At 62.3% G+C, this 21907-nt stretch carries 19 protein-coding genes; 13 read left to right on the top strand and 6 right to left on the bottom strand.

Translation table 11 applies throughout. The features are described from left to right. Window positions 1–2: 2 nt before the first annotated feature. Window positions 3–854, bottom strand: coding sequence for a transporter substrate-binding domain-containing protein (locus tag C2L64_RS29495; protein WP_039900301.1), 852 nt, complete (start codon window positions 852–854; stop codon window positions 3–5). Between the two features lie 311 nt (window positions 855–1165). Between C2L64_RS29495 and C2L64_RS29490 the strand changes: the two genes are divergently transcribed. Genes C2L64_RS29490 through C2L64_RS29465 form a run of 6 tightly spaced genes read left to right on the top strand, consistent with a single transcriptional unit; the run spans window position 1166 to window position 7890 of the window. Next, the gene (locus C2L64_RS29490) at window positions 1166–2083 is read left to right on the top strand and encodes an amino acid ABC transporter ATP-binding protein (protein ID WP_007580916.1); all 918 of its coding nucleotides are present in this window, start codon (window positions 1166–1168) and stop codon (window positions 2081–2083) included. A 29-nt stretch (window positions 2084–2112) separates the two neighbouring features. Continuing rightward, entirely contained in the window at window positions 2113–2745 is a 633-nt protein-coding gene (locus C2L64_RS29485; protein ID WP_007580915.1) for a cysteine dioxygenase family protein, read from the top strand. Beyond that, window positions 2745–3935 carry a cystathionine beta-lyase gene (gene metC, locus C2L64_RS29480; RefSeq protein ID WP_007580914.1) on the top strand — a complete coding sequence of 397 codons (1191 nt, stop codon included), beginning with the start codon at window positions 2745–2747 and terminating at the stop codon, window positions 3933–3935. Before C2L64_RS29485 ends, metC begins: the two co-directional genes overlap by 1 nt. A 35-nt stretch (window positions 3936–3970) precedes the next feature. Then, the gene (locus C2L64_RS29475) at window positions 3971–5605 is read left to right on the top strand and encodes a rhodanese-like domain-containing protein (RefSeq protein ID WP_007580913.1); all 1635 of its coding nucleotides are present in this window, start codon (window positions 3971–3973) and stop codon (window positions 5603–5605) included. Further along, window positions 5602–6453: a transporter substrate-binding domain-containing protein gene (locus tag C2L64_RS29470; RefSeq protein ID WP_007580912.1), complete on the top strand. Its 852-nt coding sequence runs from the start codon at window positions 5602–5604 to the stop codon at window positions 6451–6453. The genes C2L64_RS29475 and C2L64_RS29470 overlap by 4 nt, the downstream gene beginning before the upstream one ends. A gap of 3 nt (window positions 6454–6456) precedes the next feature. Continuing rightward, on the top strand, window positions 6457–7890 hold the full coding sequence (locus C2L64_RS29465) for an NAD(P)-binding domain-containing protein (RefSeq protein WP_007580911.1): 1434 nt from the start codon (window positions 6457–6459) through the stop codon (window positions 7888–7890). A 102-nt stretch (window positions 7891–7992) separates the two neighbouring features. On the opposite strand, the gene C2L64_RS29460 is transcribed toward C2L64_RS29465, so the two are convergent. Next, window positions 7993–8274: a hypothetical protein gene (locus tag C2L64_RS29460; RefSeq protein WP_039900357.1), complete on the bottom strand. Its 282-nt coding sequence runs from the start codon at window positions 8272–8274 to the stop codon at window positions 7993–7995. Between the two features lie 152 nt (window positions 8275–8426). After that, window positions 8427–9446, bottom strand: a complete 1020-nt coding sequence (locus C2L64_RS29455; RefSeq protein ID WP_007580909.1) for a LysR family transcriptional regulator — start codon at window positions 9444–9446, stop codon at window positions 8427–8429. Window positions 9447–9624: 178 nt separating this feature from the next. Here C2L64_RS29455 and C2L64_RS29450 point away from each other — a divergent pair, with 178 nt between their 5' ends. From C2L64_RS29450 to C2L64_RS29435, 4 genes are read left to right on the top strand one after another with little or no spacing between them, the layout of a single operon-like run. Further along, complete coding sequence (locus tag C2L64_RS29450) at window positions 9625–10440, top strand: alpha/beta hydrolase (RefSeq protein WP_039900300.1); 816 nt, start codon at window positions 9625–9627, stop codon at window positions 10438–10440. Window positions 10441–10470: 30 nt separating this feature from the next. After that, window positions 10471–11646: an efflux RND transporter periplasmic adaptor subunit gene (locus tag C2L64_RS29445; protein WP_007580907.1), complete on the top strand. Its 1176-nt coding sequence runs from the start codon at window positions 10471–10473 to the stop codon at window positions 11644–11646. Between the two features lie 45 nt (window positions 11647–11691). Next, a complete protein-coding gene (locus C2L64_RS29440; RefSeq protein ID WP_007580906.1) occupies window positions 11692–14886 on the top strand; it encodes an efflux RND transporter permease subunit in 3195 nt (1064 codons plus the stop codon). Window positions 14887–14894: 8 nt separating this feature from the next. Then, window positions 14895–16415 (top strand): efflux transporter outer membrane subunit, encoded by a 1521-nt coding sequence (locus C2L64_RS29435; protein ID WP_007580905.1) that lies wholly within the window; start codon window positions 14895–14897, stop codon window positions 16413–16415. Between the two features lie 126 nt (window positions 16416–16541). Here C2L64_RS29435 and C2L64_RS29430 read toward each other — a convergent pair whose 3' ends face one another. Beyond that, a complete protein-coding gene (locus C2L64_RS29430) occupies window positions 16542–17135 on the bottom strand; it encodes a TetR/AcrR family transcriptional regulator (protein WP_242681753.1) in 594 nt (197 codons plus the stop codon). A 137-nt stretch (window positions 17136–17272) separates the two neighbouring features. After that, entirely contained in the window at window positions 17273–18181 is a 909-nt protein-coding gene (locus C2L64_RS29425; RefSeq protein WP_039900356.1) for an AraC family transcriptional regulator, read from the bottom strand. A gap of 299 nt (window positions 18182–18480) precedes the next feature. On the opposite strand from C2L64_RS29425, the gene C2L64_RS29420 reads away from it, so the two are divergent. From C2L64_RS29420 to C2L64_RS29410, 3 genes are all read left to right on the top strand, one after another. After that, a complete protein-coding gene (locus C2L64_RS29420; protein ID WP_007580902.1) occupies window positions 18481–19221 on the top strand; it encodes an SDR family oxidoreductase in 741 nt (246 codons plus the stop codon). Between the two features lie 27 nt (window positions 19222–19248). Then, on the top strand, window positions 19249–20010 hold the full coding sequence (locus C2L64_RS29415; protein ID WP_007580901.1) for an SDR family NAD(P)-dependent oxidoreductase: 762 nt from the start codon (window positions 19249–19251) through the stop codon (window positions 20008–20010). Window positions 20011–20081: 71 nt separating this feature from the next. Beyond that, window positions 20082–20930 carry an SDR family oxidoreductase gene (locus tag C2L64_RS29410; RefSeq protein ID WP_007580900.1) on the top strand — a complete coding sequence of 283 codons (849 nt, stop codon included), beginning with the start codon at window positions 20082–20084 and terminating at the stop codon, window positions 20928–20930. Between the two features lie 92 nt (window positions 20931–21022). Here the strand turns inward: C2L64_RS29410 and C2L64_RS29405 are convergent, their stop codons facing one another. Next, window positions 21023–21736: a TetR/AcrR family transcriptional regulator gene (locus C2L64_RS29405; RefSeq protein ID WP_007580899.1), complete on the bottom strand. Its 714-nt coding sequence runs from the start codon at window positions 21734–21736 to the stop codon at window positions 21023–21025. Window positions 21737–21907: the final 171 nt, after the last annotated feature.

Below are 21907 nucleotides of genomic sequence, written 5' to 3'. Positions count from 1 at the left end.
GCTCACTGCTCGGCAGGCAATTGGTGATGCCACTCGGCCAGCGCCGGCGAAGGCGGCGTCAGACCGTTTCTCGCTTCATCGTCGATCAGCCAGCCCGTGCGATGCCAGTCACGCACGATCGCGTCGAGCTTCGCTGCCGTGTCCTTTTCGCCTTGCCGCACCCAGATCACCGACGGCGCAGGATCGAGTTCCGGTTGCAGCGTGCGGTAGTCATGCCATTCGGGATCACGCTGCTGTAGCGGATAAAGTAGCGGTGCTGCGTCATGCACTGCCGCGACGCAGCTGCCGCCGCGCAGCGCGAGCAGCGATTGGGACGCGCCGGGGAACGCGTGCGGCACGGCACCGTACTTCTCGACCACAGGCCGGATATAACTACTGCCCTGCGAAATGCACACGGGCTTGCCGCGCAGGTCTTCCCACTTCGTAATACCACTCGATTTCGGCGTAATGGCCGTGCCGCCGACGCGGTAGTACGGCGTCGGTACGTGATCGAGAATCTCACCGCGCTGCGCGTTGAATTCCATGTTCGCGATCAGGATATCGACCTTGCCCTGCTGCAGGAACTGCACGCGTGTCGATGGTTGCACGGACACCAGTTGTACCTTCACGTCGAGGCGCTTGCCGATATCGTTCGCGAGATCGACATTCATGCCGCGCGGCTGCTGGGTTTGCGGATCGAGCGAGCCGAATGGGCTGCCCGCAATCAGCACGCCGACCGCGATTTCATGGCGCGAATTGATCTTGTCGAGCGTCTGGTCCGCGTGAGCGGGTGCGCTGATTGCCGTAGCGGAAAGGGCCGCAACCAGGGAGAGAGCCGCGAATCGTTTGTTATATGCCGCTTTGCTGGATGTCATGAGCGATCGGATAAATGAAAGGAATGGGCGCATGCGTCGTGGCAGTGAATGCGCCACTGCGACGGCATACGCTATGCCAATCCCGATGCGCAGCAAACGAAATGAATCTGCTAAGCAAAGCACACAGACGCTAAAACGCGGCGCCGAATGCCGAGGCGTGGTTTTCGTGCACATAGCAGATCGCCGAATATGGTTTCGTCTATTCGTTGGTTAGCGAATGACGTTCTCGTTTCTAGAATGATCGGCTGCTGAGTGGGCGTTCGACGTCGATGCGTTGGTTCGGCCGGTCAGCACTGACGACAGGACAGCGGATGACACAACTCATTCTTTCGGAGCGTGCAGCGCGTATCGGCCTCGCGCCCAACGCGGCGGCTGTCGCGGAGCCCACGCATGACAGCGTCGGCAAGGACGCATCGCGCACACTCGCGAAGGTGCGCGGCGCGAAAGACGCGCTGCTGGCGCTGCGCGACGTACGCCTCGCCTACGGCAACACGCCTGTGCTCAATGGCATCAATCTGTCCGTCCGGCGCGGGCAGGCCGTGTCGATCATCGGCCCTTCGGGTTCGGGCAAGTCGACGATCTTGCGCTGTGTCAACGGACTGGTTGCGCCTCAGAGTGGCGAGATTCACGTCGATGGCATCGACGTGCGCGCGCAGAGAACAGACGCGCAACGCATCGCGCTGCGCAAGCGGATCGGTTTTGTGTTCCAGCAATACAACCTGTTTCCGCATCTGAACGTGGTGGACAACCTGATCATCGCGCCGATGCGCGTGCTCGGGCGCAGCCGCGCGGAAGCCGAGAGCGACGCGCATGCGCTGCTCGCGAAGGTCCGTCTCGCCGATAAGGCGAAGGCCTATCCGGGCGCGCTGTCGGGCGGACAGCAGCAGCGCGTCGCGATTGCGCGCACGCTCGCGATGCGGCCCGACCTGATCCTGTTCGACGAAGTGACGTCGGCGCTCGATCCCGAAACGGTCGGCGAAGTGCTGAACGTGATCGGTGAACTGGCCGACGAAGGGCAGACCTGCGTGCTCGTCACGCACGAAATGCGCTTTGCCGAAGATATCAGCGACGAAGTGTTTTTCACGGAAGGTGGCGTGATCGTCGAGCACGGCAGCGCACGGCAGCTCTTTCACGATCCCATCCACGAACGAACCAGACTCTTTCTGCAGCGCGCCCGCGGCGAGGACCGCACAGGCCGCGCGCGGCGGCGCGTGCAAGACGACGCGTGAATTTTCAACGATCAATCATCCTCACGACCATGAGCACAATCACGAACGAAACCATCGGCGCCGTCGCTGCGCAACGCCGCGAAGCGGTGCAGACGCTGCTTGCCGATGCGCGCAAGATCATTGAAGAGAAAGGCGTCACGCGTGATGCGCTCGCCGCGATCAGCGCGCGGCTGCTGGAACTCGCGACGCAGCGCACACTGTTCGATGCCGCGGATTTCCCGCCGCCGCAGCGCGACAGCGGCGACACGTCGACGCGCTACCGGCTCAATCCCGGCGAAGACGGCTTTGCGCTGTATCTGAATTCACTGCTGCCGGGCAAGACGACGATTCCGCACAACCACGACACATGGGCCGTGATCGCCGCCATCGATGGTGCGGAGCTGAACCGTATCTACCGGCGCACGGACGACGGCCGCGACCCGGAGCGCGCGCAACTCGAGCTGTCGCATGAAGTGGTCGTGCGGCCCGGCGTGCCGATCGCGTTTCTGCCGGACGATATCCACAGCATTCACGTCGGCGGCGCGGAGCCGACGCTGCATTTCCATCTGTATGGCCGTCCGCTCGAAACGCTGACGGGCCGCCTCGGTTTCGAGCCCGGCACGGGCGCCGTCGTGCGTTACAACGCGACGCACATGCAACGCGCGACGCAGGCGGTCGGCTGATGGCGGCATCGGACGACCATCTGCTGACACGCGTTCTGCGCGCCGGCGCGCCACCGTTCGAAGACGGCGCGGCGCCCGTCAATGTGCCCGTCGTACGCACGAGTACGGTGCGTTTCGAGAGCGACGCGGATCGCGTCGAGCTGCATCATCGGCGCGAAGCGGGCGAACCTGTCGGCACGTATGGACGGCACGGCATGGCGACGCATCGCGCGCTCGAAGCCGCGATTGGTGAACTCGAAGGCGCAAGTGAAGTGCTGCTCGCGCCTTCTGGTCTGTCGGCGATCACGCTGGTATTTATCGCGCTGTTGTCGCCGAGCGATCACGTACTCGTGCAGGACAGTGTCTATGGACCGGTGCGCGAGCGCGCCGAGCCGCTGCTTACTCGGCTCGGTGTGTCGTTCAGCTATTTCAGCGCGAGCGAAGGCGTGCCCGCAGCGCACGTGAGGCCGAACACGCGGCTGATATACGCGGAGTCTCCATCGTCGTTCTTTTATGAAGTGGTCGATCTGCCCGCGCTTGCCACGTTTGCGCGCGAGCACGGCATCCTGCTCGCGGCCGACAACACGTGGGGCGCGGGGCTGCTGTATCGGCCGCTTGCGCTCGGTGCGGATATCTCGCTGCAGGCCACCACGAAATATCTCGGCGGGCATTCGGATCTGATGCAGGGCGCGGTATCGACGGCCAATGCGACGCTTGCCCGGAAGCTGCGCGATACGCACGATGCACTCGGCCTGAGCGTGGGCGCGGACGATGCCTATCTCGCGCTGCGCGGCATCCGCACGCTCGCGGTGCGTCTCGCGCAACATGGCCGCAATGCGCTTGAAGTCGCGCAGTATTTGCAGGCGGAGCGCCATGCGGTTGCGCGCGTGTTTCACCCCGCGTTGCCTGACGATCCCGGCCACGCACTCTGGCGTCGCGATTTTGCGGGTGCCAATGGGCTGGTTTCGTTCGCGTTGCGACATGCGGACCACGACAAGGCGCGTGCGTTCATCGATGCGCTGCGTTTGTTCGGCATTGGCGCATCTTGGGGCGGCTACGAAAGCCTTGCATTGATCGCCCCACCGTCGCGTGTGCGCGAACACAGCTACTGGCGCGGCAGCGAGCCGGTCGTGCGCCTGCATGTCGGCCTCGAAGATCCTGCGGATCTGATTGATGATCTGAAGCAGGCGTTTCGCCGCGTCGTGCAATAGACGCGGTCACTCTCACTTCATTGCCTCTATTCCGAATGACAGACAGTTTTTCGCTGATACCTGCGACCACCGTGCGCGAATGGCTGAACGACGGCGACGAGCTCGCGCTTTTCGATGTGCGCGAAGCCGGCGAGTTCGGGGAAGGTCATCCGTTCTTTGCGATTCCGCTGCCGTATAGCAGGCTGGAACTCGACGTCAGCCGGCTCGCGCCGCGCCGCGATGTGCGCGTCGTTTTGCTCGACGATGGCGCGAACGACGAAGCGATTGCGCGGCGCGCAGCGCGGCGGCTGCATGAGTTGGGCTATACGCGGGTTTTTGTGTTGCAAGGTGGCGCCCGTGGATGGTCCGCTGCGGGTTACACGCTTTTCAAAGGCGTGAATCTGCCGTCGAAAACCTTTGGCGAACTGGTTGAGCATGCGTGCGAGACGCCGCGTGTTTCGGCGGCGGAACTCGCACGTTTGCAGGCCGATGGCAAGCCGCTCGTGCTGCTCGACGGCCGCACGGTCGAAGAACACAGGAAGATGACGATACCCGGCGCGGTGAGCTGCCCAAACGGCGAACTGGCCTACCGTATCGGCGCACTTGCAGGCGATCCCGATACCACCGTCGTCATTCATTGCGCGGGTCGGACGCGCAGCATTATCGGTGCGCAATTGCTGCGTAGCTTCGGTTTGCCGAATCGCGTTGTCGCGCTGGAAAACGGCACGCAAGGCTGGGCGCTTGCGGGCCTCACACTCGAGCATGGCAGCGGGAGACGTTATCCCGATACGGTCGATGAACGCGCATTGGCCGCCGCGCATGAGCGTGCTTCCAGACTGGCGGAGCGCTTCTCGCTGAAAACGCTTGACGCAAAGCGCTCGCAGACATGGCTCGATGCGACGGATCGCACCACCTATCTCCTCGATGTACGCAGCGCCGATGAGTTCGCGCGTGACGGCGTGCGAGCTGCCGTGCACGCGCCGGGCGGCCAGCTCCTTCAGGCGACGGATCAGACGATCGGCGTACGCAATGCGCGTGTGCTGCTGGTCGATCACGACGGCGTGCGCGCGCCTGTCATCGCCACATGGCTCGTGCAACTCGGCATCGAAACGGCGCTCGTTCCAGCGCAAGAGGCAAAGGCATTGCATCGCGCCGTTGTTGAAACACAAGCCATAGCAGAAAGTCAGATCGATGCGAACGAACTGCGCACGCTGCGAGGCACCAACGGTTTGCATCTGATCGATCTGCGTTCCAGCGCGGCGCATCGCGGCGGCCATCCAGAAGGTGCGCGCTGGTCGATTCGTCCGAAGTTGCCCGACACGCTGGAGAGCGCGGCGCGATCCGATCGCATCGTGCTATTCGCGGATTCGACTGAACTGGCCGCGCTCGCGGCGCTCGATCTTCGCGAAGCCGGTTTCACAAGCGTATCGATCTCGGAGGCAGGCCTCGACACGTTCAAACAGGCAGGCTATCCACTCGAAGCCTCGCAGGCGTCGCCGCCGGACAGCGAACGCATCGATTATCTGTTCTTCGTCCACGACCGGCACGAAGGCAACCTCGATGCCGCGCGCGCCTATCTGGCATGGGAAACGGGCCTCATCGCGCAGTGCGCGCCGGACGAACTCCAACACTTCCGCATCGATGCGCAATCGTCTGGTGCGGATGTTCTTCCCGAACTGACTCGTTCATGATCGCCCGTCTTTCGAAGCGCGCGCTGCGCGCAACCACGTTCTTGTCCGCCGTCGTCGCATGCATCGCATCGGCAGGCATCGCGCGCGCGGACGCCACGCTGGAGCGCATCAAGGCGCGCGGCACGCTGGTCGTCGGCGTCGTGCTCGACGGCACCTACGGCACGCTGGATCCCGCGACGCGCAAGCCCATCGGCTACAACGTCGAGCTGGGCGAAAGCCTCGCGAGCCATCTCGGCGTGAAGTTCGAAGCGATTGAAGTGACGCCGCCGAACCGCGTGCAGTTCCTGCAGCAAGGCAAGGTGGATGCGCTGATCGCCAGCATGCAGTACACGAAGGAGCGCGACGAAATACTCAGCTACGTGCCGACGCCTTTCGAAGAGATCGGCGGCAGCGCGATGGTGCACAAGGACGCGGGCATCCATGACTGGAAGGATCTGCGCGACAAGCCCGTCTGTGTCTCGCAAGGCAGCAACTACACGAAGCCGCTGATCGAGCAATACGGCGCACAGGTCAAGGCATTCAAGGGCATGCCCGAAGCGCTGCTCGCGCTGCGCGGCGGAACGTGCGTCGCGTCGGTTCACGTGACGCCGGGCATAGAGGCGCGTCTTGCGAACACATCGGGTGAATGGAAGGACTATGAATCGCCGATGCCGACGCAGCTGATTCCGTCGCCTTCCGTGATCTGGGTGCGCAAAGGACAGACCGATACCGTTGCCGCCTTCGACAAGATCGTCAAGGACTGGCATCGCAGCGGCTTTCTGATCGACGAAGGCAACAAGTGGCACATGCCGCCGTCGCAACGGTTGCAGGAATGGCACCGGCAATACGCCGCCAACAAGGAAAACTGACCCATGACACAGACTGCCGATGTGGACCGCGATGCACGCCGTACGCTCGATCTGCTCGGACCCGCGCCCGACAACTGGGTGCCGGACCGGCCGGGCGTCGATCACAACGTTTTTATCGTCGGCGCGGGGCAGACGGGCTGTGCGTTCGCGTTTGCGCTGCGGCGCGCGGGCATTGGCCGCGTCAGCGTGATCGATGCGGCGGCGGATGCGGCGAAGGCGGGCGTATGGCTCAACCGTGCGCGCATGAACAAGCTGCGTACGCCGAAGACGCTTGTCGGGCCTGAAGGCGGCTTACCGGGTTTGAGTTTTCGTGCCTGGTACGAAGCGCGTTTCGGCGCGGCGTCGTATCAAGACATCGACCGCATTCCGCGAGAGCGCTGGGCCGAATACCTCGCGTGGTATCGCGCGTTTCTTGAGATTCCGGTTCGCTATGGCACGCGTCTCGTGCGAATCGAGCCGAAGGGCGCGCATTTCGCGCTCCATCTCGAAGTGGACGGCGTCGCGCGTGTCGAAACGGCGCGCAAGGTGCTGTTGTGCAATGGCGTCGCAGGCAATGGTGGCGCATTCGTGCCGGCGGTGCTCGAGAACTTGCCGCCGCAGCTTGTTGCGCATACGTCCGATCCAATCGATTTCGCGGCTTTGCGCGGCAAGTCGTTTGCCGTGCTGGGCGGCGCGGCCTCTGCGTTCGATGCCGCCGCGACCGCGCTCGAAGCGGGCGCAGCGGACGTGCACCTGTTCGCGCGCCGTACGACGCTCGCGGCCACGCCCGTATCACGCGCGCGCGCTTATCCGGGCGCATACGATAACTACTTCGATCTGCCCGATGCGTTGCGTTGGGCGCAGGCGCTGCGCTTCAAACGCTCGGGTTCGACGGCGCCGCCGGATTCGATCGAGCGCGTGACGCGCTTCGAGAACTTCCATCTGCATCTCGGTGCGCAGTGGGAAAGCGCGCGTGAAGCGTCGGGGCAGATTGCTGCTGCCGCGTCCGGCGAGACGTTTCGCTTCGACTTCGCCATTGCGGGCACCGGCTATTTCATCGATCCGGCCGCGCGTCCTGAGCTGGCCAGTTTCGCGTCGCACATTCTTTTGTGGCGCGACCAGTTCACGCCGTCCAGCGAAGAGGCGGACGACGGGCTAGGCGCGCATCCGTATCTCGGCCACGCGCTCGAATACAAAGAGAAGGTTCCGGGCGATGCGCCGTATCTGAAGGACATTCATGTGTACAACCCCGCGGGATTCGTCAGCGCAGGCGTGCCTGTCGGCGATGTGCCGAGCATGAAGCGCGATATTCCCGCCGTGGTTCGCCGCATCAGCCGCGACCTGTTTCTCGGCGATATCGATTCGCACGCGCAACGGCTCGCCGCTGACGTGCCTGCCGAGTTCGACGAGTCTCTGTATGCGTCAAATCTGTGGGGCAGGGAAACGTCGAGCGCATGACGATGGTGGGGCCGCGCCGCAACGAGAAGAGGCGTCGCAGAGACGCCTCTTTCTGTTTTAGCGCGGCTCGCGCACGGGGAGCCCGCTGGCTGCCTGCTCTGCTTAACGCGCGACGCGAATGGGCGGCGAATAGGAGCTAACCGTCGTATCGCCACTCCCACCCGTTTGCGACGTACCTCTCGGATCGCCACCAAAGCCCGCTTCGTCCGTGGCGGCTGAGTGACCCGGCGTGCGAAGGCTCTGTGGCGAGGGGCTGCCCTGATCGGCGGCTACGGGCGCCGTGCGTACCGGCGCTTGAGTGAGCGGTTGACTCGCCTGCGCGTAGGTGGACAGCGGGGTGGCGAAGATTGCCGCGATTGCGAGAGCTTGAACGGTCGATTTCATCGTGGAGTTGTGACGTTGGCGATAGACGGACACGATTGCCCACAGCGTGAGCGCAAGTGTATGAAGCGACACGGGAGCGATAAAGATGCACGTGCCGACATCTGTGTTCGGATGAAGTGAAAAATCGTCGCGGATTTCACCGGTTGCGGCGATCAGGTGCTGACTGCCATGTCCAACTCATCGGAATAGACCTTGTCGACGAGTAGCGGCGATTGGGTCGCGGCCAGACGGTCGTCACGGGTCCTGTCAATCGGCGGACGGTTACGCGCGAATGCAAGCGGGGACTGTGCGCAAATTTCCGCCACCCATTCGACAAACACCCGGACCTTTGGGGCGAGATGCCGGTTGTGAGGATAGACGGCAGACAGCGGCATGGAGCGCACTTTCCATGGCGCGAGTATTTCCTTGAGATCACCCGCTTCGACATGCGATGCAAGCATGAACAACGGCGCCTGAATGATGCCGGCACCGTTGACGCCGCACATGACGTAAGCGTCCGCATCGTTGACGGCCAGGCCGCCATTCATTTTCATGTCCCTGCTTTCGCCATTCACATCGAAGTTCAAGCCCAGGGTTCGACCGGTACGGCTGGAAAAATAGTGCACCGCGACGTGTTGCTCGAGTTCTTCGAGTGAGCGAGGTTCGCCGTAGCGAGCGAGGTAGGCCGGACTGGCGGCAGTGATGGTCGACAGGGCGCCGAGCCGCCGTGCGACCAGCGTGGAATCGTCCAGATTGCCGACCCGGAGCGCACAGTCGACCCCTTCCTGAATCAGGTCCACGTGCCTGTCTCCGAAACCCAGCATGAGTTCGACGTGCGGGTGCCGCTCGCGAAATTCTTCGAGGCGTGGCATCACGATCAGGCGCCCCAGCGAACCGGGCATGTCCACTCTGAGTTTGCCCCGAGGGCCTTTGACGACATTGGCGAGGCTGTCCTCGATCTCGTCGATGTCGGCGAGCACCCGCACGCAGCGTTCGTAATATCCCGCGCCTTCGGGCGTCAAGTTCAGGCGGCGCGTGGTTCGCTGCATCAGGCGCGTGTGCAGATTCGCTTCCAGATTCTTGATGATGGTGGTGGCCGACGCACGCGGAATGTCCAGAGCGTCCGCCGCGCGAGCGAAGCTGTTCATCTCGACGACCTTGGTGAAGACCTTCATCGCCAGGAGCTTGTCCATATTCCCTTACCTCACACAAATCAGCTGCAACTCGCTTTCGGACGCGGCAGGGCGGGAGATACCGGTGATTCTTCGGCTGCCGTGAATAGTGTTCTGGATTATAACCATTTATCTGATTTTCGTCTTCGGACAGAATTGCTCGCATCGAAACATCCGGGAAGGCGCAGGCCTGCAGGCTATGTCAATCAATGTCGAACAGGCGATCGAAATTCAGAACGTGGATCTGGACGGCCACGCACAAGCCATCCGCTTGCGTACCTATCGTCCTCCGGGCAGGCGCGACGTGTTGCCTGTCATATTTTTCTTTCACGGCGGCGGATTCGTTAAAGGAACGCCCGAGCAGTCCGATCCAATGTGCTCGCAGATCGCGTTCCAGGTGCATGCACTGGTCGTCTCGGTGGGTTACTCGCTGGCGCCTGCATTTCCGTTCCCTACCGCGCTCCATGACGGATTCCTCGCTGCGCAGTGGGTCGTCACCCATGCGCGCGCGCTTCATGCCGACGCGAAGCGAATGGCTGTCGCCGGGCACGACGCGGGAGGCAATCTGGCGACAGGTCTCGCGGCGATGGTCCGTGACCGGGCCTCTTTTCGTTTTTGCGCCCAGGCGCTGCTTGCGCCGCTGCTCGATCCAAGTATGACGCGCTTTCCAGATCTGGATGATGAGATAACGCTAGATATGTGCGCCGAGGAGTGTGCGTCCGGATATCGAGCGTATCTGCCGTTGGCGTCGCTGAGGCTTCATCCCTACGCCGCGCCAATCGAGTCCCTGCGTCTGGCGGGGCTGCCTGCCGCATTCATCGCAAGTGCGGAAAACGACCTGATGCACGTGGAGGCGGAGCGGTACGCCGCCGGACTGATCGCGGCGGGCGTGCCCACGATGGTCACACGCTACCGCGGCGTCGCGCACTACGAACTGGCGTCACGACAGGACGTCATCGCTGACGTTGCCGCCTTCTTCAGCAAAGAACTTGGCGCGGCGCCGAAGCGTTCCTGATTCATGTAACCAATAAATGGGAGTTTGAAAATGCCGTCAAAGCGTAGGCTGGTCGCCGCCAGCGCGGTCTTCCTGGTCATTGTCGCGGGCACTGCCGCGACATATCACGTGCGTGGTAGCGCGCCTCTGAGCGAGGCTGCCGCCGCTGCAGCGCCGCCGGCTGCGGACGTGGATGTCGCGCCCGTGGTCTCGCAGACCATCACCGACTATCAGGCCTACTCGGGCCGCATCGAGGCCATCAACAACGTGGAGATCCGGCCGCTCGTTTCCGGAACGATCGTCGCCGTCCACTTCCACGACGGCGCGACGGTCAGAAAGGGCGACCTGCTCGTCACGATCGACCCGCGTCCGTATCAGGCGGAGGTCGACCGGGCAGCAGCGCAACTCGCTTCGGCGGAGTCCCGCAACGGTTATGCGACGGCGGACTGGGCTCGCGCGCAAAGGCTGCTGACGGACAACGCCATCGCCAAACGCGACTACGACCAGGCGCAGAACGCGAATCGCGAAGCGGTGGCAGCCGTGAAGGCGGCGAAAGCCGCGCTTGAAGCGGCGCAGATCAATCTTGGCTACACCGCCATCACGGCGCCCGTGTCGGGACGCGTATCCCGCGCGGAACTGACGGTTGGCAACATTGTTTCGCCGGGAGCCACTGCGCCTGTGCTGACAACGCTGGTGTCGACATCGCCCATCTATGCGTCGTTCGATGTCGACGAGCAGACGTACCTGCGCTTTCTTAGTCGCGACTCGAAAGTGACGGTGCCTGTCTCCGTCGGACTCGCTAACGAGACGGGCTATTCGCGGCAGGGCGTGATCGATTCCGTCGACAACCGGCTCGACACCAGTTCCGGGACGATTCGCGTGCGCGCGCGTTTCGACAACGAGGACGGCGTGCTGGTCCCGGGCCTTTACGTCCGGGCGCGCGTGGGCGGCGGCGTGCCGCATCAGGCAGTGCTGGTCAGCGACGCAGCCATTCAGACCGATCAGGACAAGAAGTTCGTGCTGCTGGTGGACACGGAGAACCGGGTCCGATACCGCGAAGTGAAGCTGGGCGACCAGCATCAGGGTTTGCGCGTCATCACGGGTGGTCTGCAGCCGGGAGACCGCGTCGTCGTGAACGGCATACAGCGCGTTCGTCCGGGCGATCCCGTCAAGCCCAACCCGGTGCAGATGCTGGGCGACACCGCCTCTACGACAAGGGCTTCCTGAGTGCGCGCATTGCGCATGGCCCTTTATGCCTAGCCAGAGAATGTCATGAACCTCTCCAAGTTTTTTATCGAACGCCCGATATTCGCGGCTGTCCTGTCAGCAATGATCTTGCTGGCGGGGCTGATCTCGATGGTCAATCTGCCCATCTCCGAATATCCAGGCGTGGTCCCGCCGTCCGTCGTGGTGACGGCGCAATACCCCGGCGCCAACCCGAAGGTGATTGCCGAAACGGTAGCTTCGCCGCTCGAAGAACAGATCAACGGTGTCGAAAACATGCTGTACATGCAGTCGCAGGCGAATAGCGACGGCACGCTCACATTGACGATCACGTTCAAGCTCGGCACGAATCCCGACCTCGCGCAGCAGCAGGTGGAGACGCGTGTGAACCAGGCGCTGCCGCGCTTGCCCGAGGACGTGCAACGCCTCGGAGTGACGACGATCAAGTCGTCGCCGACGCTCACGATGGTTGTCCACCTTGTTTCGCCGAGCGAGAAATACAACAGCACGTATCTGCGCAACTATGCGCTGATCAATGTTCGCGACCGGCTCGAGCGTATTCCCGGCGTTGGGCAGGTCACACTGTGGGGTTCCGGGGACTATTCGATGCGCGTGTGGCTCGATCCGCAGAAGGTGGCCGAGCACAACATGACCGCCAACGATGTGGTGACAGCGATCCGCGACCAGAACCTTCAGGTGGCCGCCGGCCAGGTGGGTGCGTCTCCGTCGACGCCCGATGCGCCGCTGCAACTCAATGTGAATGCGCAGGGCAGACTCGAAACGGAAGACGAATTCCGCGACATCGTCCTGAAGACCTCGCCCGATGGCGCGGTGACGCGACTCAAGGACGTCGCGCGCGTCGAAATGGGAGCGTCGGAATACGCACGCCGTTCGCTGCTGAATAACAAGTCGGCGGTAGCGATGGCGATCTTCGAGTTGCCGGGAGCGAACTCGCTGGACATTTCGGAACACGTTCGCGAGGCGATGAAGGCACTCCAGGCTGACATGCCGGAAGGCGTGAAGTACGACATCGTCTATGACCCGACGCAGTTCGTGCGTTCGAGTATTCATGCCGTGATTCACACTTTGCTGGAAGCCATCGCGCTGGTCGTGCTGGTGGTCATCGTGTTCCTGCAATCGTGGCGCGCGTCGATCATCCCCTTGCTCGCCGTACCCGTTTCGATTGTCGGCACGTTCTCGCTGTTGCTTGCATTTGGTTTCTCGATCAACGCGCTGTCGCTGTTCGGCATGGTGCTGGCAATCGGCATCGTGGTCGACGACGCGATCGTGGTGGTCGAGAACGTCGAACGCAATATCGCTACGGGCCTGACTCCGAAGGAGGCGACCCATCAGGCGATGCAGGAGGTCAGCGGGCCGATTATCGCCATTGCCCTGACGCTGATTGCCGTGTTCGTGCCGCTCGCCTTCATGAACGGCCTGACGGGCCAGTTCTACAAGCAGTTCGCCATGACCATTGCCATTTCGACGGTCATTTCCGCGTTCAACTCGCTGACGCTTTCGCCCGCGCTTTCCGCGCTGTTGCTCAAAGGGCATCACGACCCGAAGGATTGGCTCACGCGTGCAATGGATCGGGTATTCGGTCCGTTCTTCAACGCATTCAACAAGGTATTTCATCGTGGCTCCGAGTCGTATAGCCGTGGCGTATCGAAGGTCGTCAACCGCAAGGTCGTGATTCTTGCGATCTATGCCGTGTTGCTGGGGCTGACTGTGCTCATGAGCAAGGTCGTGCCGGGTGGATTCGTTCCCGTTCAGGACAAGCAGTACCTGGTCGCGATCGTGCAGTTGCCGAACGGCGCGTCGCTCGACCGCACGGAAGATGTGGTGCGCGAAGTCGGGGAGATCGCGCTGAAGACGCCCGGCGTCGAATCAGCCGTGCAGTTCCCCGGCTTGTCGATCAACGGCTTCACCAACTCGTCGAGTTCGGCCGTCATCTTCTTTGGCGAAACGCCCTTCGAAGAGCGTAAGGGCAAGTCGATGAACGGACTGAGCATTGCCGCCGAACTGAACAAGCGGCTGTCCGGCATCAAGGGGGCGTTCGTCGCGGTGTTTCCGCCACCACCCGTTCTCGGTCTGGGCACGCTGGGTGGCTTCAAGCTTCAGATCGAAGACCAGCAGGCGCAAGGCTATACCGCGTTGAACAACGCGACTCAATCGTTCCTCAAGGAGGCAGCGAAGACACCTGAACTCGGCCCGGCGTTCTCGACGTACCAGATCAATGTTCCGCAAGTGAATGTCGCCGTGGACCGCGTGAAGGCCAAGCAATTGGGTATCTCCGTGAACGACATTTTCGCCACGATGCAGGTCTATCTCGGTTCGTTCTATGTGAATGACTTCAACCGCTTCGGCCGTGTCTATCAGGTGCGAGTGCAGGCGGATGCGCCTTTCCGCGCGCACATGGACGACATCGGACTGCTGAAGACGCGCAACGACAAGGGTGAGATGGTGCCGCTGTCCACCCTCGTGAAAGTCACGCCAACCTATGGTCCTGACTCGGTGGTCCGATACAACGGCTACACGGCGGCTGATATCAATGGCGGTCCTGCACCGGGTTATTCGTCGGGGCAGGCTCAGGCCGCCATCGAAAAAGTCGCCGCCAAGACCCTGCCGCGAGGGATGAAGTTCGAGTGGACCGATCTGACGTATCAGCAGATTCTTGCGGGCAATGCGGCGCTCTGGGTGTTCCCGATCAGCGTTCTGCTCGTCTACATGGTGTTGGCCGCAATGTATGAAAGCCTCACGTTGCCACTCGCCATTCTGATGATCGTACCGATGAGCGTGCTGTCCGCGCTGCTCGGCGTCTGGTTGACTCACGGCGACAACAATATCTTCACGCAGATCGGCCTCATGGTGCTGGTCGGGTTGTCCGCGAAGAATGCGATTCTGATTGTCGAATTTGCCCGCGAACTGGAAATGGAAGGGCGCTCGATCGTCCAGGCCGCGATCGAAGCAAGCCGGCTGCGTTTGCGCCCGATCCTGATGACGTCGTTCGCGTTCATCATGGGCGTGGTGCCGCTGGTCGTCTCGAGCGGCGCGGGTTCGGAGATGCGTCACGCGATCGGTATTGCCGTGTTCTTCGGGATGCTGGGCGTCACGCTGTTCGGCTTGCTGCTGACACCCGTCTTCTATGTCGTTCTGCGAAAGCTCGACAGGAAAGAGCACATCGTGGACAAACACGGACATCACCCGCACGTTCGCGGTGTCGATGCTTCCGTCGAAGCGTGAGGATCACCATGTCGAACAATAGAGTGAAGGTTGCGCTCTGGGGCTCGTTGACGCTGCTGAGCGCGGCCCTTCTGACGGCGGGTTGCTCGCTGGCGCCCGAGTACAAGGTTCCCGCTTCGGCGGCCTCCGCGGCTTTCAAGGAAGCGCCCGTCACGACGGCCACGGCGACAACGGAAGGGCAGGCGGGCGCGTGGAAAATCGCGCAACCGTCCGACCAGATTCCGCGCGGGAAGTGGTGGGTGATTTTCGATGATCCCGCTCTCAACGATCTCGAAGAACAGGCGCTCGCCGCCAACCAGAATCTGGCTGCGGCAGCGGCGCGGCTCAAGGAAGCGCGCGCACTCCAGCAGGCCACCCGCGCCGGTCTGTTTCCGACTATCGACGCAGGCTTTGGACCCACCAGAGAAAAGGTCTCGCCCGCTTCGCTGTTGCAGCCGGACGGTGGAAATATTCCGGCACAGACCTTGTGGCGCGCCCAGGCGACCGCGAGTTATGAAGTGGACCTGTTCGGACGGGTGTCTGACGCGGTGCGGGCGAGTCGTGCAGAGAGCGAACAATCGGAGGCGCTGCTGCGCTCGGTTCAGCTCTCGCTGCAGGCGGATGTCGCTGCGAACTACTTCAAGGTCCGCGAGCTGGACGCGGAACTGCAGGTCTACGCGCAGAACGTGTCGCTGCGCGAGCAGGCGCTGAAACTCGTGCGGTCGAAGTTCGGCGCGGGTGACATCGCTGAACTCGATGTCGCCCGCGCCAAAGCCGAGCTGGCAACGGCACGTTCCGATGCGATGACGGCAGAGAGACAGCGGGCGACGGCGGAACACAGTCTCGCGGTTCTTCTGGGCAAGGCGCCGTCCGAATTCTCGATGGCATCGAACCCGTTGCGGCCCGTGCAGATTCGCATTCCGCCGGGCTTGCCGTCCGCGCTGCTCGAGCGGCGGCCCGATATTGCGGCCGCCGAGCGGGCGATGGCGGCGGCAAATGCACGCGTCGGCGTGGCGAAGGCGGCGTATTTCCCGGCGCTGTCGATAACGGGCGCTGCGGGATTCGAGTCCGCGACGCTGGCAGACCTTTTCAAATGGTCCAGCCGGGCGTTCATTCTCGGACCGCTGGCGGGCACCGCGCTGACCGTGCCGATCTTCGATGGAGGCCGTCGCGCGGGGAATCTCGCGAACGCGCGGGCCGTATTCGACGAAGACGTGGCGAACTATCGTCAGCAGGTGCTACAGGCGTTCCAGGAGGTCGAAGACAACCTGTCGGACTTGCGGATTCTCGAGCAGCAGGTCCAGACGCAGGATGAGGCCGTGGAGGCTTCGACGCGGGCTGCAACGATCTCGCGCACGCAGTACCGGGAAGGCGCCGTCAACTATCTCGATGTGATTGACGCCGAACGCACGGTGCTTCAGTCGCAAACGACGGCCGTGCAGCTCACCGGCCTTCAGGCGACTGCGACCGTCAATCTCGTTCGCGCGCTGGGTGGTGGGTGGGGTGGTGACGTTACCGTCGGTTCCACTGATACGAGGCGGGTGGAGTAACGCCCGGGCATGCCAGCCGCTTGCTGAATCTGTCGGGCAATCAGGCGACAGTGAAGCACGGGCGGTCTGCATGAAAAAAGCGGCGAGCGCACCTTTGGTGATGCTCGCCGCTTGTTTTGATATCCGTTATTTCGCGGCGCGTTTCGGCGACAGTAGTTCGAGTATCTGGCTTAACACGCCATCGAGAATCTGCTTTGAAAGCTTGGGGTCCGTCACGGCGCGTGACAGTGCAACCGCGCCGACACACGCGCTCATGATGAGATGTGTTTCGGCACGCTTGTCCGCGCTGTCTTCAGTCGGTATGGCTTTTGCGATCAACTCGGCCATGCGTTTGACACGGGCCGTATAGGCCGCGCGCGCGTCGTCCGTGCTGCGGCTCATATCATTCACGAGCGTTGAAACGGGACAACTATTCGACACCTCGTCACGATGCGAATCAGAGAGGTACATGCGCATCGCTTGCCGGGGCGAAGTGACCATCGCCGCTTCCCAAGGTTCGACGTCGCGCAGGGCGTGCTCGAAAGCCTCAGCGATGAGTTCGTCACGGGAAGCGAAATGCCGGTAAAAACCCCCTACAGTCAGGCCCGCATCTTTCATCAGGTCAGCGATGCTGATGCCGTCCAACCCTTGTTCGCGGAAGCGTTTGGCAGCGGCATCGACGATGCGTTGATGGGTGGCAATCTTGTCAGCTTGAGAATGTCCCACGTCTTCGGCTCCCACGGATCAAGAGGATTATTATAATCCTGATTGGATTGCGTTGGGGGTTGCCGGCCTCTCTCGAATCGCCAACGCGCTGAAGGCCCAGCCTGTTCGCGCTTCAGACGTTGTCTTCCACCAGCAGCGCACGAAGTCATCATTCAATGAGACGCGGCGAAATCGTCGATCGTTGCAGCGGGAGATAGCGCGAACGATGCCCGCATATCTCGCGCCTCATCGGCCGGTGAGCGGCCAAAAAACCGCTTGAACTCGCGGCTGAACTGCGAGGGACTTTCGTAACCGACCCGCGCCGACGCAGAGGCGGCAGTCAAGCCGTCTCGAATCATCAGCAAGCGCGCCTGATGTAGACGCGTCGACTTGATGTATTGAATCGGAGAGGTCAGGGTGACGGTTCTGAAGTTGACATGAAACGCGGGAACGCTCATCCCTGCCTCTTCCGCGAGACTACTCACATCGAGTGACTGCGCATAGTCGGTGTGGATTCGCCGCAAGGCTTTCGCCACTCTGCCGAAACGGCCCTGATGCGCGAGCGCAGCTCTCATCGCTGCGCCTCGTTCCCCGATCAATACCCGGTAGCAGATTTCCCGCACGATGGCAGGCCCCAGCACCTCGGCGTCCAGCGGCGAGCTCACGGCCTGGAGCAGGCGCAAGGTCGCTTCGGCCAGGTCTCCCTCGAGCGGCGTCGATACGATCCCAAGCGGTACACCTTGCTGATGACGTCCGGACCGATCGATCATCAGAATCAGGTCGGTCAGCTCGATCAGGTCGAGACGCAGCGTAACGGCCAGCATCGGCTCGGCCTCGCTCGCTTCCGTTTCAGTCGAGAACGGCAGCGGCACGGACAGGATCAGATAGTGCTGGGCGTCGTACACGTACACCTCTTCGCCCAGAAAGCCCAACTTGCGCCCCTGACACACGATCACGATGCTGGGCTCGTACAGCACGGGCGTACGCCCCAACGGCCGGTTGGAGCGCATGAACCGCACCCCTTCGAGCGCGGACTGGGTGTACCCCTCGTTCGGCGCCAGACGCTGAAGCAGGCTCACCATTTTTGCGGAAACAGCGTTGCGGGCAGCCGTCACGAGGACTCCTCCTTCACCGGATCGGGTGCAGGAATTCTACTGGATACGATCCACGGGCCGCATCCACTTCAATAGGAATAGGCAATACCGCGATTGTCGCGTGTATTCGCGCGCAGGTGCCCGGCTCATAAGATGGGTCATCGGCTGGACGGTGCGGCCGAAGCGACCCGGAGACCCCGCCGCGATTGCCCTGCCGCTCCGTGCGCAGGCTTCGCAGCCTTTCTCCCGGACAAACCTGCACAGATTGTCGGAACGGAGAACGCAACATGACGACGCAATCCAACCCATCCAAAGTCATCCTCATCACTGGAGCAAGCAGCGGTATCGGCGAAGCGGCCGTCCGGCTGCTTGCCGCCCAGGGGCACCACCTCGTGATCGGCGCGCGGCGCACCGAACGGCTCGCGGCGCTGGCCGAAGAAGTCCAGGCGAGCGGCGGCTCGGTTTGCTATCAGGCGCTCGACGTCACTTCCGCCACCAGCGTGAGCGCTTTCGCCCAGTTCGCACTGGACACCTTCGGCCGCATCGATGTGATCGTCAACAACGCCGGCGTGATGCCGTTGTCGCCCTTGAGCGCGACAAAAGTGGACGAGTGGGATCGCATGATCGATGTGAACATCCGCGGCGTGCTGCACGGAATCGCTGCCGTGCTGCCGACCATGGAGCGTCAGGGGTTCGGCCAGGTCATCAATATTTCGTCGATCGGCGGCCTGTCCGTCTCGCCGACGGCGGCCGTGTACTGCGCGACCAAGTTCGCCGTACGCGCCATCTCGGACGGCCTGCGGCAGGAATCCGACAAGGTGCGTGTGACCGTGATCTGCCCAGGCGTCGTGGAGTCGGAATTGGCCGACTCGATCTCCGACGACACCGCGCGCGCCGCCATGCGCGACTTCCGCCGCATCGCACTGACGTCGGACGCCATCGCGCGCTCGATCGCCTATGCGATCGAGCAGCCGGCCGACGTCGATGTCAGCGAAATCGTCGTGCGTCCGACGGCGAGCCCTTTCTAATCATCCTCGTCTCCAGGGAAAATCACCATGACTTCACATGCATCCGCCGACCAGCCGTTCGCCGGCAAGGTCGCCATCGTCACCGGCGCAGCAAGCGGCATCGGCCTTGCGACCACCGAGCTGCTGCACGCGCAAGGCGCTAGCGTGATTGCTGTCGGGCGCGGCGCCAACGTCGAAGCACTGGCGCGTCCGGGGATCGTCCCGCTCATCGCGGACGTCGCGCATGAGCAAAGCGCGGTGCGCGCCGTATCCACCGCGATGGAACGCTTCGGCAAGCTGGACATTCTGGTCAACAACGCCGCGATCATCATCAACAAGCCGGTCATCGAGATGACACTCGACGACTGGAACCGCATTCAGGCGGTCAATTCCACGGGTGCGTTCCTGTTCTCGCGCGAGGCAATGCGCGCGATGATGCCGGCGAAGAAGGGCGCCATCGTCAACGTGGGTTCATATGCGTGCTATCAGGCGTTTCCGCTTATCGCGGCCTATGCGGCGTCCAAAGGTGCGCTCGCCCAGTTGACGCGCGCCATGTCGCTCGAGGCGATCGATCATGGCATTCGTGTCAATGCAGTGGGGTCCGGCGATGCCGTAACGAACATCACGAACCACATCCACGAGGATGGCCGGGCCTTCCTTGCCGAACACGGCAAGAATGCGCCCATCAAACGTGCAGCCGATCCGCGCGAAATTGCCGAAGTGATCGTCTTTCTGGCGTCCGATAAAGCCAGCTATATGGTCGGCGCGGTTGTGATGGCGGATGGTGGCATGAGCGTGGCGCTCAAGTAAGGACTCGGTCGGATTATTTGAATCGTAGCCGTTATTTAAATTCGTAGTACGTATTTATCAAGGAAATAATCATGAGCAATTCCGCGAAGATCTGGTTCGTTACGGGCGCATCGAAAGGCGTCGGCCAACGACTCGTGCGGCAACTCATCGCGCGTGGCGATCGCGTCGCCGCGACCTCGCGAACCGTGGCATCGCTGACGGACGCAATCGGTCCGGCCTCCGGGCAGTTTCTTCCGCTGCAAGTAGATCTGACCGACGATCAGAGCGTGCGCTCGGCCATCGCGCAAACCATCAGGACCTTCGGCAAGATCGATGTGATCGTCAATAACGCCGGATACGCCCAACAGGGAACCGTCGAAGCCCTCTCTGACGAGGAGCTTCGGCAAAACTTCGAAGTCAACCTGTTCGCGCCGCTGACTGTACTGCGACACGCGCTCCCGCATCTGCGCGAGCAGCGTGGCGGACATGTCGTCAACATTGCGTCGATCGTCGGTTATCAGGGCGGTTACGCCGGCTGGGGCAGCTATGTGGCGAGCAAGTTCGCGCTCGCCGGCCTGACCGAATCGCTCGCGTCCGAGGTGGCCGAGTTCGACATCAAGGCGACGGTGGTGTACCCCGGTCCCGTGCGCACGGAGTTTTTGTCGAGCGGCGCGCTGGCGGTGGCCAAACGCCAGATTGATGAATATACGGAAGCCAGGGCGTCACTCGATCTGCACCTGGGCACGCTGCACGGTCATCAGGCCGGTGATCCGGAAAAACTGGCCATGTTGATCATGCAGGCCGTTGATGTTGCCGAACCACCGTTGCACCTGTTCGCCGGCAAAATCGCCAACGAACTGGCAGCGCAGAAAGCCGCGGCCGTTCAACGCGACCTTGATGCGTGGAAAGGCTCATCCGAAGCAACGGACTTTGACGAGTAACTTCAAAACCGGGCGGCGCCCAGCGATGGGCGCTGCGATGATGCAACATGAGCCGGCCCCGACCGGCGCGGTGCCTTCGACAGCGACGATGGCTACGCTTTGGCCCGCTTTCGAGCTGTGCGCGTAGCTACAGGCTTCTGAACCAGCTCGCATTGCTGTATCACGCTCTGGAGATGATCCGGGCCCGCCATGATGGCGCTAAGCAGTGTCATCACCACGAAGTCGATCAACTTTGGTATCGCCACTTTGGTGTCCGCACGCGGTGCGCGGTTCGACAGGATCAGCGTGGCGAGACCATGCTCCATACTCCACGCGGCATGGGTGACGAGCTTGAGATCGGACTGAGCCCAACCACTCTCGATAGCCAGCGCCTCGATCGTCTCGGAGAACAACCCAAAAGACCGGTTACTTTCCTCGGCGAGTTCCGGATACGCCTGATGCGCCGCGATGCGAGGCCCGATCATCAGACTGAACAGCCCATTGTGGTGCTGCGCGAACTCGATGTACACCCGCATCATCCGGTACGCTTTGGCAAGCGCCGTATCCTCGCTGTCACGGATCGCAACGCGCAGCGCAGCGAGGTCGCGATAACCGCTTGCCGCGATCGTGGCAAGCAGTTCGTCGATGCCGGCAAAATGCCGCGAGGGCGCGGCTTCTGATACGCCCACCATGCGCGCGAGATAACGAAGGCTCAGGTCTTGCGCCGATACCTCCATGAGTGCGCTGCGCCCCGCTTCAATGAGCGCATTGCGCAGATTGCCGTGGTGGTAATCCGCATTCTTCGCGATAGATGGCTTGGGACTCACGTGACCTTTGTTCGAGGAGCAAGGCAAGGGATTGATTATAAATTCCGCGCAGAGAGGCACGCAATATCGCGAATCACGCGTAAAACACGGGTGTGTCGCTACACGCATTCTAGCGGTTCAGTTGCGCGAATGGGCGTCGGGATACATCGCGTGCCTGGCCGCTCAAAGGTG

The sequence above is a fragment of the Paraburkholderia hospita genome (assembly GCF_002902965.1).
Lineage (GTDB): Bacteria > Pseudomonadota > Gammaproteobacteria > Burkholderiales > Burkholderiaceae > Paraburkholderia > Paraburkholderia hospita.
This window is presented reverse-complemented; position numbering and strand designations above follow the sequence as displayed.